This window comes from Streptomyces africanus, assembly GCF_002150735.1.
GTDB lineage: Bacteria > Actinomycetota > Actinomycetes > Streptomycetales > Streptomycetaceae > Streptomyces > Streptomyces africanus.
The window spans coordinates 1-14,254 of the sequence record NZ_MUKA01000318.1 but is presented as its reverse complement, the minus strand read 5'-3'; the positions used below and the strand labels follow the sequence as shown (position 1 = coordinate 14,254).

Annotated in this window: 10 protein-coding genes; 5 read left to right on the top strand and 5 right to left on the bottom strand. The window is 71.9% G+C overall.

Annotated elements, in window-relative coordinates; translation table 11 throughout:
* The 3 genes from CCL05_RS33100 to CCL05_RS33090 form a co-directional block, all read right to left on the bottom strand.
* Window positions 1-1,013 (bottom strand): SLC13 family permease (locus CCL05_RS33100; protein WP_244204486.1); only part of this gene is annotated, 1,013 nt, incomplete at its 3' end.
* 114 nt (window positions 1,014-1,127) lie between these two features.
* On the bottom strand, window positions 1,128-1,685 hold the full coding sequence (locus tag CCL05_RS33095) for a DUF4232 domain-containing protein (protein WP_086564346.1): 558 nt from the start codon (window positions 1,683-1,685) through the stop codon (window positions 1,128-1,130).
* 43 nt (window positions 1,686-1,728) lie between these two features.
* Window positions 1,729-4,125 carry a SpoIIE family protein phosphatase gene (locus CCL05_RS33090; protein ID WP_086564345.1) on the bottom strand — a complete coding sequence of 799 codons (2,397 nt, stop codon included), beginning with the start codon at window positions 4,123-4,125 and terminating at the stop codon, window positions 1,729-1,731.
* A 257-nt stretch (window positions 4,126-4,382) separates the two neighbouring features.
* On the opposite strand from CCL05_RS33090, the gene CCL05_RS33085 reads away from it, so the two are divergent.
* The 3 genes from CCL05_RS33085 (at window position 4,383) to CCL05_RS33075 (ending at window position 10,745) form a co-directional block, all read left to right on the top strand.
* The gene (locus CCL05_RS33085; protein ID WP_086564344.1) at window positions 4,383-7,478 is read left to right on the top strand and encodes a glycoside hydrolase family 2 TIM barrel-domain containing protein; all 3,096 of its coding nucleotides are present in this window, start codon (window positions 4,383-4,385) and stop codon (window positions 7,476-7,478) included.
* A gap of 154 nt (window positions 7,479-7,632) precedes the next feature.
* The gene (locus CCL05_RS33080; protein WP_086564343.1) at window positions 7,633-9,876 is read left to right on the top strand and encodes a glycoside hydrolase family 9 protein; all 2,244 of its coding nucleotides are present in this window, start codon (window positions 7,633-7,635) and stop codon (window positions 9,874-9,876) included.
* 77 nt (window positions 9,877-9,953) lie between these two features.
* Window positions 9,954-10,745, top strand: a complete 792-nt coding sequence (locus tag CCL05_RS33075) for an alpha/beta fold hydrolase (RefSeq protein ID WP_086564342.1) — start codon at window positions 9,954-9,956, stop codon at window positions 10,743-10,745.
* Here the strand turns inward: CCL05_RS33075 and qcrB are convergent.
* Both qcrB and CCL05_RS33065 read right to left on the bottom strand, forming a co-directional pair.
* Window positions 10,705-12,198 carry a cytochrome bc1 complex cytochrome b subunit gene (gene qcrB / locus CCL05_RS33070; protein WP_086564341.1) on the bottom strand — a complete coding sequence of 498 codons (1,494 nt, stop codon included), beginning with the start codon at window positions 12,196-12,198 and terminating at the stop codon, window positions 10,705-10,707. The genes CCL05_RS33075 and qcrB overlap by 41 nt on opposite strands.
* On the bottom strand, window positions 12,195-13,127 hold the full coding sequence (locus CCL05_RS33065) for a sigma-70 family RNA polymerase sigma factor (protein ID WP_086564340.1): 933 nt from the start codon (window positions 13,125-13,127) through the stop codon (window positions 12,195-12,197). The genes qcrB and CCL05_RS33065 overlap by 4 nt, the downstream gene beginning before the upstream one ends.
* A 186-nt stretch (window positions 13,128-13,313) precedes the next feature.
* Between CCL05_RS33065 and CCL05_RS33060 the strand changes: the two genes are divergently transcribed.
* Window positions 13,314-13,559 (top strand): hypothetical protein, encoded by a 246-nt coding sequence (locus CCL05_RS33060; RefSeq protein WP_030845137.1) that lies wholly within the window; start codon window positions 13,314-13,316, stop codon window positions 13,557-13,559.
* Between the two features lie 3 nt (window positions 13,560-13,562).
* Window positions 13,563-13,940 carry a hypothetical protein gene (locus CCL05_RS33055; protein WP_029181218.1) on the top strand — a complete coding sequence of 126 codons (378 nt, stop codon included), beginning with the start codon at window positions 13,563-13,565 and terminating at the stop codon, window positions 13,938-13,940.
* Window positions 13,941-14,254: the final 314 nt, after the last annotated feature.

The following is a 14,254-nucleotide window of genomic DNA, read 5'->3' as shown; positions in this document are numbered from 1 at the left end:
GTCAACAACCTGCCCGCGGTCCTGGTGCTGCTCCCGCTGACCGCGGGCAGGTTGTTGACGATGTTCGCCAGGACGGCGGCCAGCGCGGCCACGCCCAGCAGTGTGAGCAGGCCCGAGCCGTCGGGCAGCACCCGGTGGAGCGCGCCGGCGAGCCCGTGGTCGACGACCGCCCGTACGACGACGCCGAGGGCGAGCACGAACGCCAGGAACGCCGGGGCCGTGGACCGCACCACGGTCAGCGGGGTGGCCCGTCGCCGCAGCAGCGCCCGTCCGGCCAGCACGAGCGCACCGGCCAGGGCCGCCCAGGCCGGCGCGATCCCGAGGGCGGAGGCCACGACGAACCCGGCCAGCGTGCAGGCCACGGTGACCAGGGCGAACAGGGGCAGCTCGGGGGGCCGCGCGGGGTCGGGCGAGGGGAGCGGGGCGGTCAGCTCCTCGTCGAAGAAGCGCCGGAACACCAGGTACTCCGCGCCGATCGCCACCAGCCAGGGCAGCGCCATCAGGGCGGCGAACCGGGTGAAGCTCAGCCCGCTCGCCGTGAAGGCCAGCAGGTTGGTCAGGTTGGAGACCGGCAGCAGCAGCGAGGCGGTGTTCGACAGATGGGCGCACGCGTAGAGGTGCGGCCGGGCCCGGACGCCCATCCGGGTGGCGGTGGCGAGCACCACCGGTGTCAGCAGGACGACGGTGGCGTCCAGACTGAGCACGGCCGTGATGACGGAGGCCAGCGCGAACACCGCGGTCAGCAGCCGCGCGGGACGCCCCGCCGCCCAGCGGGCCATCCACGCCCCGCACGCCGTGAACAGTCCCTCGACGTCACAGAAGTGCGCGAGCACCAGCACGGCCGCGAGGAAGCCGACCACGGGTCCCAGCCGCTGGATCTCCTCCCACGCGTGGTCCGGTGAGATCGCTCCGACGGCGACCGCGAGCCCGGCGGCCGGAACCGCCAGCACGGCCTCGGACAGCCCTCGCGGACGGAGTACGGCCCACACGAGCACGGCGGTCAGCAACGCCACGGACAGGACTTCGGCGAGCGGGGTGTTCAGGGCGGAGTCCTCCGGGGCGTGATCACAGCGTGCCCGCCCATGAAACCAGGTGTTGGTAAGAAACCTACGAGGTCCTGGTCGGTCTCACGGCCCGCTGCCCGGCTCGAACGCCGTCAGGAACACCGAGGACGCGTTTCCGCCGACCGGCACCTCACCGGTCGTCCACCGCACCTTCAGCGGTTTCCGCTCGTCCGGCGGAGTCACCAGCAGCGCCGCCGGAGTGGCGGCGTGGGCGCCGCTGACCTCGGGGTCGGCGTACCGCAGCCCCGCCCAGGCACTCCGGCCCGGCGCCAGGGTCACGGTCGCCGGCTTCTCGGGTGTGCGCTTCGGGTCGGGGCCCAGCTGCCGGCCGGACGCGTCCACGAACGCGGCACCCGGATAGCCGTGCAGGGTGCAGGTGCGCGAGGAGACGTTGGTCAGCACGACCGGGAAGTTGCGCTGCCCGGCCCCCGGATCCATCCGGCCGACCGAGGCACGCAGCCCGGAGGTGTGGCAGCGGGTGTGGGTGTCGGCGGCGGGCACCTGCTGTGCGGCGGTCTGCGCACGGTGCTCGGTGCCGCCGCAGGCGGTCAGCGAGCCGAGAGCCGCGAGCGCGCTCGCGAGTAAGGCCGCCCGGCGTACGGACTGAGACGTTGTGGCCATGCCTCGCGGGTGTCCGCCGCGGCAAGGGGGAAACCGCGTCCGTTCACAGCTCGTCGAGCAGGGCCAGCTCCGCCCAGATCGTCTTGCCCTCGGCGGTGTGCCTGCTGCCCCAGCGCTGGGTGAGCTGGGCGACCAGGAGCAGACCGCGGCCCCCCTCGTCCCAGGTCTTGGCGCGGCGCAGGTGGGGCGCCGTGTGGTTGGTGTCGGACACTTCGCAGATCAGCGTGGACGCGTCGTGGATCAGTCGCAGCCGGATGGGCTGGGCGCCGTAGCGGATGGCGTTGGTGACCAGCTCGCTCACCACCAGTTCCCCGGTGAACGTGGCCTCGGTCAGCCCCCAGCGGTCGAGCTGGTCGACGACCTGTTTGCGGATGGGGGCCACCAGTGCCGGGTCGGCGGGGATGTCCCAGGTCGCCACCTGGGAGGACGGCAGGCCCCGGGTGCTCGCCAGCAGCAGGGCCACGTCGTCGGCGGAGCCGGTCGGCGGGAGCAGGGCGTGCAGCACGCGGTCGCAGATCTCGTCCAGGGAGTCGGAGGGAGCCGACAACGCCTCGCGGAGCATCCGGTGACCGGTGTCGAGGTCCCGCTCGCGGCTCGCGAGCAGCCCGTCCGTGTGGAACGCCAGGACGCTGCCCTCCCGCAGCTCCACCTCGGCGCTCTCGAACGGCAGCCCCCCGACGCCGAGCGGGGGACCGGAGGGCAGGTCGAGCTGCCGGGCCGGGCCGTCCGGCGGCACCAGCAGCGGCTGCGGGTGCCCGGCCCGGGCCAGGGTGCAGCGCCGTGACACGGGGTCGTACACCGCGTACAGGCAGGTCGCGCCCACCTCCCCGGTGCCGGCGTCGACGCCGGACTCCTGGGACAGCCGGACGACCAGGTCGTCGAGATGGGTGAGCAGCTCGTCGGGGGCCAGGTCGATGTCGGCGAGGGTGCGGACGGCGGTGCGCAGCCGGCCCATGGTGGCCGAGGCCTGGATGCCGTGCCCGACGACGTCGCCGACGACCATCGCGACGCGCATCCCGGACAGCGGGATCACGTCGAACCAGTCGCCGCCCACGCCGGAGCGGGTGGCGGGCAGATAGCGGGAGGCCGCCTCCACGGCGGCCGTGCGCGGCAGCGTCTTCGGCAGCAGACTGCGTTGCAGCGTGAGCGTCGTCTCGCGCTCGCGGGAGTAGCGGCGGGCGTTGTCGATGCAGACGGCGGCGCGAGCCGTGACCTCCTCGGCCAGCAGCACGTCGTCGTCGGTGAAGGGCTCGGGCCGCCGGAAGCGGGTGAAGACCGCCACCCCGAGGGTCGAGCCCCTCGCCTGGAGCGGCACGGACATCGTCGAGTGGATGCCGTACTCGCGGATCCGCCGGAACCGGACCGGGTCCCAGGCCAGCCACTTCTCGAGGTCGCCGCCGTCCGCTCCGGACGCCACGACCGTGCGCCCCGCGATGAGCGAGGCGGCCTGCGGGGAGTTCTCCGGATAGACGTCCACCTGCCCGGGCTTGGCCACGGCCTCGGGGCTGCCCGAATTGACCGACTGGTGGGCGGCCCGGCGCAGGCTCACCGGTGGAGCCGGCGGGGTCGGCGGCCCGGCGGACTCGCCGCCGTGCTCGCGTACGTCGAGCAGGTCGACGCTGACGAAGTCGGCGAGCGCCGGGACGCACACGTCCGCCAGCTCCTGGGCCGTACGGGTGACGTCGAGGGTGGTGCCGATGCGTACGCTCGCCTCGTTGACCAGCTGGAGCCGCTCCCGTGACCGGTACTGGTCGCTGAAGTCGTGGGCCGTCACGCACACGCCCCGCACCCGGCCCGCCTCGTCGGTGAGCGGTGCGAGCCGGGCCAGCCAGGCGTGCGCACTCCGGCTCTCGCCGCTGGCCTTCATGTACGTCTGCATGTCCTGCCGCAGGCCAGTGCTCAGCACGCGGCGCAGATTCTCCTCCAGCTCCGCGTTCTGCGGCCGGCTGCCGACGTCGGTGGGCCGCAGGCCCCGAAGCCGCTCGGCGGGCAGCCCGAGGAGGTCCGCCATGGCGTCGTTCACGCCGCGCAGCCGCAGCCGCTCGTCGAAGATCATCGTGGCGCAGGGCGACTGCGTCAGGGCGGCCCGCACCAGCGGGTCGTCCGGCAGCTCCGGGCCGGGGGCATGAGGAGGCGAGACCGCGAGCCACTCGGTCGCTTCCGGGCCGTCCGGCGGTCTGCGGTGGGCGAGCACCCACGCGGAGACGGGGTGCCCGTCGCGGTGACGCAGTGTGATCATCCCGTTCCAGCGGGAGTCGGCCGGCACGGGCGGCGGCGCCGCTCCGTCGGCCAGCAGCTCGGTCGCCGGGCGGCCCAGGACCTCGGCGGCCGTGTGGCCCAGCAGACGGTGGGCGCCCTCGCTCCACTCGGTGAGCGTGCCGTCGGCGGCGATGACGACACGGGCGGCCACGCCATCGTCGAACGGCTCGTCCGGGCTCATCGTCGCCACTCCATACGGACACTCACAGTGATCAGGGAGGTCGCTTGAGTTCCAGACTAGACCGTGGGCGCCCGACGTGGCCCGGTAACCCCTGCCTCGCCCGGCCGCGCACAGTCAAGGCACGATTCCGGCCGATGTGACACCTGGGGCAGAACGACGCTGCCGCACCCTTGACGGCCCTGTGTGACACCTCGACAGAATCTGTTTGTTCGCGATCAGTTGTGAGTACTTCTGGGCCCTGATGAGGGAGAGTCGCCATGTCGGTCACGCGCAGATCGGTCCTGCTCGCCTCCGCCGCCGCGCCCGCGGCCGGAACACTGCTGGGCGCCCCGGAGGCATGGGCCGCCGACGTGGCGCGTGGCGCGTCCGGCCGCCGCACCGTCGCGCTGCGCGACGGCTGGCGCTTCGCGCTGGTCAACCCGGGCGGGATCACCGACCCGACCGGCGCCTACGCCGACGCCGCCCGGCCCGGCTACGACGACTCGGGGTGGCGTGAGGTCGCGGTCCCGCACGACTGGAGCATCGAGCAGACCCCCACCACCGACCACGGCACCACCAGCGGCACCGGCTTCCTCCCCGGCGGCCTCGGCTGGTACCGCCTCGCCTTCACGCTGCCGCCCGCCCTCGCCGGCAAGCGGATCTCGGTGGAGTTCGACGGCGTCTACATGGACTCCTCCGTCCACTGCAACGGAAAGGAGGCCGGCCGCCACCCCTACGGCTACACCGGCTTCGCCTTCGACCTGACCGACCTGGTGCACACCGACGGCACCACGAAGAACGTGCTCGCGGTCAAGGTCCAGAACCAGCTCCCCAGCAGCCGCTGGTACTCGGGCAGCGGCATCTACCGCGAGGCCCGCCTGGTGATCACCGAGCCGGTGCACGTGGCCCGCTGGGGCACCCGCGTCACCACGCCCGAGATCTCCGCCGAACGGGCCGTCGTCCGGGTCGAGACATCGGTCGTCAACGCGTCGGGCGCGGGCGCCGACGTCGAGGTCGTCTCCCGGATCGTCGACCCGAAGGGCCGGACGGTCGCCCGTACCTCCTCCACCGCCGCCGTCGCCGACGAGCGGACCGAGACCCACGAGCTCACCGTCCGTCGCCCCGAGCTGTGGGACATCGCGGCCCCGCACCGCTACACCCTCCACACCGAGCTGCGCGTCGGCGGCAGGACCACCGACACCTACCGCACGGTCTTCGGCATCCGCACCTTCCGCTTCGACCCGGACGAGGGCTTCTTCCTCAACGGCACCCACCACAAGATCAAGGGCGTCGACCTCCACCACGACCTGGGCGCGCTCGGCGCCGCGGTCAGCCTCGACGCCGTCCGCCGCCAGCTGGAGATCATGCGCTCCATGGGCGTCAACGCCCTGCGCACGTCCCACAACCCGCCCGCGCCCGAGGTGATCCAGGTCTGCGAGGAGCTGGGGATCATCATGCTGGTGGAGGCGTTCGACTGCTGGCGCACCGGAAAGAACCGGTACGACTACGGCCGGTTCTTCGACGAGTGGTGCGAGAAGGACGCCACCGAGATGGTGCGGGCGGCCCGCAACTCGCCCGCCGTCCTGATGTGGTCCATCGGCAACGAGGTCCCCGACTCCACCTCCACCGCCGGCCTCGCCATGGCCGACCGGATCATCGCCGCGATCAGGGCCGCGGACGACACCCGCCCGCTGGTCATCGGCTCCGACAAGTACCGCCGCCTCCCCGCCAAGGGCTCCGCGGCCGACCTGATGCTGGCCAAGCTCGACGGCCTCGGCCTCAACTACAACACCGCGAAGTCGGTGGACCAGCTGCACGCGGCCTACCCGCACCTCTTCCTCTTCGAGTCCGAGTCGTCGTCGGAGACCTCGACGCGGGGCGAGTACCAGGAGCCCGAACACCTCAACACCGGCGAGAACCACACGCCCGGAAGGCGCGGGACCTCCTCCTACGACAACAACCTCGCCTCCTGGACCATGAGCGGCGAGTACGGCCACAAGAAGGACCGGGACCGCAAGTGGTTCGCCGGGCAGTTCCTGTGGTCGGGCATCGACTACATCGGCGAGCCCACGCCGTACGACGTCTTCCCGGTCAAGGCGTCCTTCTTCGGGGCCGTCGACACCGCGGGCTTCCCCAAGGACATGTACTACCTGTTCCGGAGCCAGTGGACCGAGAAGCCGATGGTCCACCTGCTGCCGATGACCTGGAACCACGCCGAGGGCGACACGGTCGAGGTCTGGGCGTACGCCAACGTCGACACCGTCGAGCTGTTCCTCAACGGAAAGTCCCTGGGCGTACGGCGGTTCGACACCAAGAAGACCGTCGACGGCCGCACGTACCTGGAGACGACCGAGGCGACCGGCGACGACAAGACCTTCACCGACGGCCCCCATCCCGGCAGTTACACCAGCCCGAACGGCAGCGCCGGCAAGCTCCACCTGACCTGGAAGGTGCCCTATGCGCCGGGCGAGCTGAAGGCGGTCGCGCGACGGGACGGCAAGGCGGTCGCCACCGACGTGCTGCGCACCGCCGGAGCCCCGCACGCGATCCGCCTGACGCCGGACCGCGACTCCCTCGCCGCCGACGGGCGTTCACTGGTCTTCGTGACCGCCGAGGTGGTCGACCGGCGCGGTGTGGTGGTGCCCGACGCGGAGCACCTGCTCTCCTTCGAGGTGGCGGGCGGCTCCCTCGCCGGGCTCGACAACGGCCGCCAGGAGAGCGCCGAGCGCTACCAGGCGAGCACCCGCACCGCCTTCCACGGCAAGGCCCTCGCCATCGTCCGCTCCGGCACGAAGACGGGCACAGTGAAGGTGACGGCCCGCGCGGACGGCCTGCGCACCGGCACGACGACGGTACGCGCCACCCGGGCGGCGGACCGGGCCGCGACCACCCCGACCGCTTTCGCGCCGGAGCACCCGGCGCCCGTCGACCACCCGCACGCGGACGCCAGTTACTCCGGCCGCCCGGACACCCTGCCCGCCGCCATGCTCGACGGCGACCCGGCCACCGGCTGGTCCAACGGCTTCTTCAAGCAGGCCACGGCCCTGCTGCCCGCCTTCGACGGCGCCCGCACCGAGGACTGGGTCACGGTCGACCACGGACGCACCCGCGGCTACGACCGGGTGGACGTCTCCTTCACCGTGGACGCCACGCACAGCCTGCCCGCGGCGATCGAGGTGGCGGTGTGGGACGGCCGGGCGTGGCGGGCCGTGGAGGACGCGGCCATCGACTGGGCCACCGCCTCCGACGCCTCGACCGTGATCACCTTCAAGACCGTCCGCGGCTCCCGGATCCGGCTCGCGATGACGAGCCGCCACCCCGACGAGGCCCGGGGCGCCCTGCGCATCAGCCGGCTGGAGACCCCGGCCGCCTGAGCCCTCGGGTCGGACGGTCCGGACGGGCGGCGAACGGCCAGTCCTGTCCGGACCGTTGACGAGGCGTCACATCAGCCACAACCATGGCGTGCATCCACATCTGGGAGCGCTCCCACGCCGAGCGTCACCCGCACCTCTCCAGAGGAGCACGGACGTGAAACGACGCAGAACCGCCCTGTTGTCCCTGACGGCCCTGCTGGCGACCGCGCTCACCGCGCTGCCCTCCGCACCGGCCGGGGCCGAGGAGGTCGAGCAGGTCAGGAACGGCACCTTCGACACGACCATGGACCCGTGGTGGGCCACCAGCAACGTGACCGCGGGGGTGTCCGACGGCCGGCTCTGCGCCGACGTCCCCGGCGGCACCACCAACCGCTGGGACGCCGCCGTCGGGCAGAACGACATCACCCTCGTGAAGGGGGAGTCGTACCGCTTCTCCTTCAGCGCGACCGGCACGCCCGCCGGGCACGTCGTGCGGGCGATCGTGGGCCTGTCGGTGTCGCCCTACGACACCTACCACGAGGTGACACCGCAGCTCAGCGTCTCCGGCGACACCTACTCCTACACGTTCACCGCACCGGCCGACACCACCCAGGGCCAGGTCGGCTTCCAGCTCGGCGGCAGCGCGGAGCCCTGGCGCTTCTGCCTGGACGACGTCTCCCTGCTCGGCGGGGTGACGCCGGAGCCGTACGAGCCCGACACCGGGCCCCGGGTCCGCGTCAACCAGGTCGCCTATCTGCCCGCCGGGCCGAAGAACGCCACCCTGGTCACCGACGCCACGGCGAAGCTGCCCTGGGAGCTGAAGAACTCCGGTGGGACGGTGGTCGCCCGGGGCACGACCGTGCCGCGTGGTGTCGACGCCTCCTCCGGGCAGAACGTCCACTCGATCGACTTCGGTGCGTACCGCAAGAAGGGCACGGGCCTGACGCTCGTCGCCGACGGCGAGACCAGCCGCCCCTTCGACATCGACGCGAGCGCCTACGAGCGGCTCCGGCTGGACTCGGCGAAGTACTACTACACCCAGCGCAGCGGCATCGCGATCCGCGAGGACCTCCGCCCCGGCTACGGCCGCCCGGCCGGGCACGTGGGCGTGGCCCCCAACAAGGGCGACACCGACGTCCCGTGCCAGCCCGGCGTCTGCGACTACAGCCTGGACGTCAGCGGCGGCTGGTACGACGCGGGTGACCACGGCAAGTACGTCGTCAACGGCGGCATCTCCACCTGGGAGGTGCTGAGCACCCACGAACGCGCGCTGCACGCCCGCACCGGCGACCCCCGGGCGCTCGGCGACGGCACGCTCGCCCTCCCCGAGAGCGGCAACAAGGTCCCCGACATCCTCGACGAGGCCCGCTGGGAGCTGGAGTTCCTGCTCAGGATGCAGGTGCCCGACGGCAAGCCGCTGGCCGGCATGGCCCACCACAAGATGCACGACGAGCAGTGGACCGGACTGCCGCTGCTGCCCAGCGACGATCCGCAGAAACGCGAACTGCACCCGCCGTCCACCGCGGCCACCCTGAACCTCGCCGCCACGGCCGCCCAGGCGGCCCGCCTCTACCGGCCCTACGACCAGGCGTTCGCCACCCGGACGCTGGAGGCCGCCCGCAAGGCCTGGTCGGCGGCGCTCGCCCACCCCGACCGCTACGCCTCCGACAGCGACGGCGTCGGCGGCGGCGCCTACGCCGACACCGACGTCACCGACGACTTCTACTGGGCGGCGGCCGAGCTGTACCTCACCACGGGCGAGAAGCGGTTCCAGGAGTACCTCCTGAAGTCGCCGGTCCACACGGCCGACATCTTCGGCCCCATCGGCTTCGACTGGGCCCGCACGGGCGCGGCCGGACGGCTCGACCTCGCCACGGTGCCGAACCGGCTGCCCGGCCGGGACAAGGTCCGCCAGTCCGTCGTCAAGGCCGCCGACCGCTACCTGGCCACGCTGAAGGCGCAGCCCTACGGCATGCCGTACGCCCCGGACGGCAACAAGTACGACTGGGGCTCCAGCCACCAGGTCCTCAACAACGCCGTCGTCCTCGCCACCGCGTACGACATCACCGGCGCCTCGAAGTACCGCGACGGCGCGCTCCAGAGCATGGACTACATCCTGGGCCGCAACGCGCTGAACATCTCCTACGTCACCGGCTACGGCGAGGTCAGCGCCCAGAACCAGCACAGCCGCTGGTACGCCCGCCAGCTCGACCCGAACCTGCCGAACCCGCCGAAGGGCACCCTCGCCGGCGGGCCGAACTCGGGCATCCAGGACCCCTACGCACAGAGCAAACTCCAGGGCTGCGTCGGTCAGTTCTGCTACATCGACGACATCCAGTCCTGGTCGACCAACGAGCACACGATCAACTGGAACGCCGCCCTGACCCGCATGGCCGCCTTCGCGGCGGACCAAGGGTAGGAGGCGGCCCGAGCACGCCGGGTGCCGGGGGAGTCCGCCGACAGGACGCCTCCGGCACCCGCGCGTAGCCTGGTGTCATGCACGCGGTGCGAGTAGACGGCATCGAGGTCGCCTACGACCGGGTGGGCCAGGGCCCGCCCCTGGTGCTCGCGCACGGTGCCACGACCGACGCCCGCCTGTTCCGCCCGCAGATCGCGGACCTGGCCGACGAGTTCACCGTCGTCGCCTGGGACGAACCGGGTGCCGGCCGCTCCTCCGACGTACCGCCGTCCTTCACGCTGGCCGGCTACGCCCGCTGCCTTGCGGCCGTCATCGAGGACGTGGACCTCGGCCCGGCGCATGTCCTCGGCCTGTCGTGGGGCGGGACCGTGGTGCTGGAGCTCTACCGGCACCACGCCGGGCTCGTCCGGACGCTGCTCCTCGTCGACACCTACGCGGGCTGGAAGGGTTCGCTGCCCGCGGCGGAGTTGCGAAAGCGGGTCGAGGGGGCGGAGCGGATGCTGGCGGTCCCCGCCGAGGAGTTCGCGCCGACCGTGCCCGGCCTGTTCGCCGGGCGGCCACCGGCGGAAGCCGTCCGTCTGCTGTCCGTGATGTCCGCCGACACCCGGCCCCGGAGCATGCGGACGGAGCTCACCGTCATGGCCGAGGCCGACCAGCGCGACCTGCTGCCCGGGATCACGGTGCCGACCCTGCTGCTGTGGGGCGAGCTCGACGCACGCTCGCCGGTGGACCTCGTGGCCCGTCCCCTCCTGGAGGCGATCCCCGAGGCCACCCTGGTCGTGCTGCCCGGCACCGGGCACCTCAGCAACATCGAGGCCCCGGAGCCGTTCAACCGGACTGTCCGGGAGTTCTGCCGCGCCCATTCCTGAGCACGAGTTCCCCCGGCCGCTCGTGGGCGGTCAGGGTGTGCAGCCGTGCCCGGTCGAGCGGCTCGTGGACCTCGACGTACGCGCCGTGCGGCAGCCGCTTGATCACGCCGGTCTCCCGGCCGTGCAGCACCAGCTCCCGGTCGCGCAGTTGCAGCCCCAGACAGATCCGCCGGGTGACGACGAAGACGGCCGCCGGGACGGCGAACATCGCGATCCGCACCGCCCAGGTCACCGTGTTGATCGACAGGTGGAGGCGGGTCGCCACGATGTCGTTGCCGCCGCCCGCCAGCAGCACCAGGTAGAGGCTGATCCAGGCCGCCCCGATCCCCGTGCGGACCGGCCGGTTGCGCGGCCGGTCCAGCAGGTGGTGCTCGTGCCGGTCGCCGGTGAACCTGGCCTCCAGGAACGGGTAGACGCCGATGAAGAGCAGCAGCAGCGGGAACACCACGATCGGGATGAACACGCCCAGCACCAGCGTGTGCCCCCACAGCGTGATCTCCCAGCCGGGCATGATCCGCACCAGCCCCTCGGCGAAGCCGAGGTACCAGTCGGGCTGGGCGCCCGTGGACACCTGGTCGGCACGGTAGGGCCCGTACGACCACACCGGGTTGATCGTCGCCACCGCCGCCATCAGCGCGAGCACTCCGAACACCAGGAAGAAGAAGCCGCCCGCCTTCGCCAGGTACACCGGCATGAAGGGCGCGCCCACGACATTGCGCTCGGTACGCCCGGGGCCCGCGAACTGGGTGTGCTTGTGGTAGACGACCAGCAGCACGTGGACGACGATCAGCGCCGCCATCACCCCGGGGATCAGCAGGACGTGCAGTGAGTAGAAGCGGGCCACGATGTCGTCGCCGGGGAACTCGCCGCCGAACAGGAACATCGCCAGGTACGTCCCCACGATCGGCACCGACAGCAGCGCCCCGTGCACGAACCTCAGGCCCGTGCCCGACAGCAGGTCGTCCGGCAGCGAGTAGCCGAACAGGCCCTCGAACAGGCCGAGGAAGAGCAGCAGCCAGCCGAACAGCCAGTTGACCTCACGCGGCTTGCGGAAGGAGCCGGTGAAGAAGTGCCGCATCATGTGCGTCAGCATCCCGGCGACGAAGACCAGCGCCGCCCAGTGGTGCAGCTGCCGGATCAGCAGCCCGCCGCGCACGTCGAAGCTGATGTCCAGCGTCGAGGCGTACGCCCCGGACATGCGCACGCCGTTCAGTGGTGCGTAACTCCCCTGGTACGTCACCTCGTTCATCGACGGATGGAAGAACAGCGTCAGATACACGCCGGTGAGGACCAGTACGGCGAAGCTGTACAGGCAGATCTCGCCGAGCAGGAAGGACCAGTGGTCGGGGAACACCTTGCGCAGGTACTTCCGGCCGAGCGTGTGGATGCCGAGCCGGCCGTCGAACCAGTCGGCGAGGCGCTCGCCCCTCCCGGGATGCCCGGCTGTGCTCATGCCGCCTCCCTGGGCAGGTGGGCGAGCTTGTCCGGGTTGGCGACGACGTAGATCCCGCACACCCGGTCGCCCTCCGGGGTGAGGTCCAGGACCAGGACGGCGTAGGGCGCGTCGCCGTCGAACAGCACCGCCGCGTCGTCGCCGTTGACGCGCCGGTAGCGGAACACGGGGTTGCTCGGGCCGCCCCGCCCGGAGGTGAGCAGGCGGGCCACCTTGTCCCGGCCGTGCACCGGGCGCAGACTCGCCGGCCTGCGCTTGCCGCCGGCGTCCGTCCACGCCGTGACGTCCGGCGCGAGGACCTCCATCAGCTCGGCGATGTCCCCGCCGAGCGCCGCCCGCACGAACCGCTCGGTCGCCTCCCGCCGCACCCGCGGATGCGCCTCGTACCGGGGCCGCCGCGCGTTCACATGCTCCCGGGCCCGGTGCGCCAACTGCCGTACGGCGGCGGGGGAGCGGTCGATGATCCCGGCGATCTCGGCGTGCGGATAGCCGAACACCTCGCCCAGGACGAACACGGCCCGCTCCAGCGGGGTCAGCGACTCCAGGACCACCAGCATCGCCAGCGACACCGACTCGGAGCGCAGGGCCGGGCCGTCGGCGGTGTCGGCGCCCTCGCCGGCGACCAGCGGCTCGGGCAGCCAGGAGCCCACGTACGTCTCCTGCCTGCGGCTGATCACGGCGCGGCGCCGCAGCGCGTGGTTGACCGCCACCCGGACGAGATAGGCCCGGGGATTGTCGACGCCGGCCAGGGGAGCGCCTCCGCCGCGGGCCGTCCAGGACAGCCATGTCTCCTGCAGGACGTCCTCGGTGTCGGCGACGCTGCCCAGCATGTTGTAGACGACGCCGAACAGCAGCTCGCGGTGGTCGACGAACACCCCGGTCGCCTCGTCGAGCGGGGCGGCGGTGCCGGGTACGGGGATCTCGGTCATGCGTGGTCCTCCCAGAGACGCGCTCACTCCTGTGAGCCGCGCGGGGCCCGGAATGTGACATCGCCCGGCGTGATGTGACGCAGATCTCAGCGGATGACCAGGGACGCACTGTCTTCGGTACCGTCGGTCCAGCCGTCTGACCTGGGTGTATTTACGAGTCAGTACCACCAGCGGTACCGTGGAGGCATGCCAGCTCTCAACGTGGAGTTCAGCGACCGCGAGCTTGAGGACCTGCGGCAGATCGCCAAGGAGCGCGGTACGTCCATGAAGGCGCTCGTGCGGGAGGCGGCCGCCGCCGACATAGCCCGCCACCGGGCGCTCCAGGAGGGTGCGGAGGCCTTCCGCAGGTTCTTCGCGACCCACGCCGACGAGTTCGCCGCCGCCTTCCCGGACGACGAACCGCCCGCCAAGGGCGAGGGGCGGGCTGCCTGACCGATGGCACCCGTCCTCCATATCGACGTGCCCTGGCTGCTCCAGCGCCACGAAGAGGTCCTGCCGGACCAGCCCACCATCAATGACTTCTCCGCGTTGGTGGCCGCGGTCGCCCGGCACCGTGTCGACCCGCCCCGCCTCGGCGTGAACTCCGACCCGGCCTGGCGGGCCGCCGCGCTGCTGCACACCATCACCCTGCTGCGGCCGCTCCCGTCGGCCAACGCCCGCTTCGCATGTGCGACGGCCGTGGCGTACATGTTCGTCAGCGGCGTCGGCATCGACCCGCCCTACGGTGCCCTCGTCGACCTCGCCCGCGACCTGATGTCCGGCACGACCGATGTCTACGGCGCGGCGGACCGGCTGCGGTCCTGGCAGATCTGAAATGTCGAAAACCGGTGCGAGCGGAGTATGTTTGTTCCCGTTTCTGACTTTCTGTCAATGGGCTGATGTTGCACCGGCGCCTTGTTGGTCGTGTGGGGGTTGTGCAAGAGTGAAACACACGTGCGGGGGGAATGGCCGAGTGTCGCACGCGATTTACAGACCGGGTCCGATTCGCCGCTGGTGAATTCGCACCTCCCGCGCCCGTCAAAAAAGGTACGCACCAACCGGGCTCCTTTTTCGGCGACAGGACTTCTGTGTGCCACATGCGCGTGGGAAGGAACCATCTCAGTGCCCACCCCCCACCCCCCTCGTCC

Coding starts and splice junctions, on each gene's coding strand:
- CCL05_RS33095 (WP_086564346.1), bottom strand. CDS start 1,685: ATGGCCACAACGTCTCAGTCCGTACGCCGGGCGGCCTTACTCGCGAGC.
- CCL05_RS33090 (WP_086564345.1), bottom strand. CDS start 4,125: ATGAGCCCGGACGAGCCGTTCGACGATGGCGTGGCCGCCCGTGTCGTC.
- CCL05_RS33085 (WP_086564344.1), top strand. CDS start 4,383: ATGTCGGTCACGCGCAGATCGGTCCTGCTCGCCTCCGCCGCCGCGCCC.
- CCL05_RS33075 (WP_086564342.1), top strand. CDS start 9,954: ATGCACGCGGTGCGAGTAGACGGCATCGAGGTCGCCTACGACCGGGTG.
- qcrB (WP_086564341.1), bottom strand. CDS start 12,198: ATGAGCACAGCCGGGCATCCCGGGAGGGGCGAGCGCCTCGCCGACTGG.
- CCL05_RS33065 (WP_086564340.1), bottom strand. CDS start 13,127: ATGACCGAGATCCCCGTACCCGGCACCGCCGCCCCGCTCGACGAGGCG.
- CCL05_RS33060 (WP_030845137.1), top strand. CDS start 13,314: ATGCCAGCTCTCAACGTGGAGTTCAGCGACCGCGAGCTTGAGGACCTG.
- CCL05_RS33055 (WP_029181218.1), top strand. CDS start 13,563: ATGGCACCCGTCCTCCATATCGACGTGCCCTGGCTGCTCCAGCGCCAC.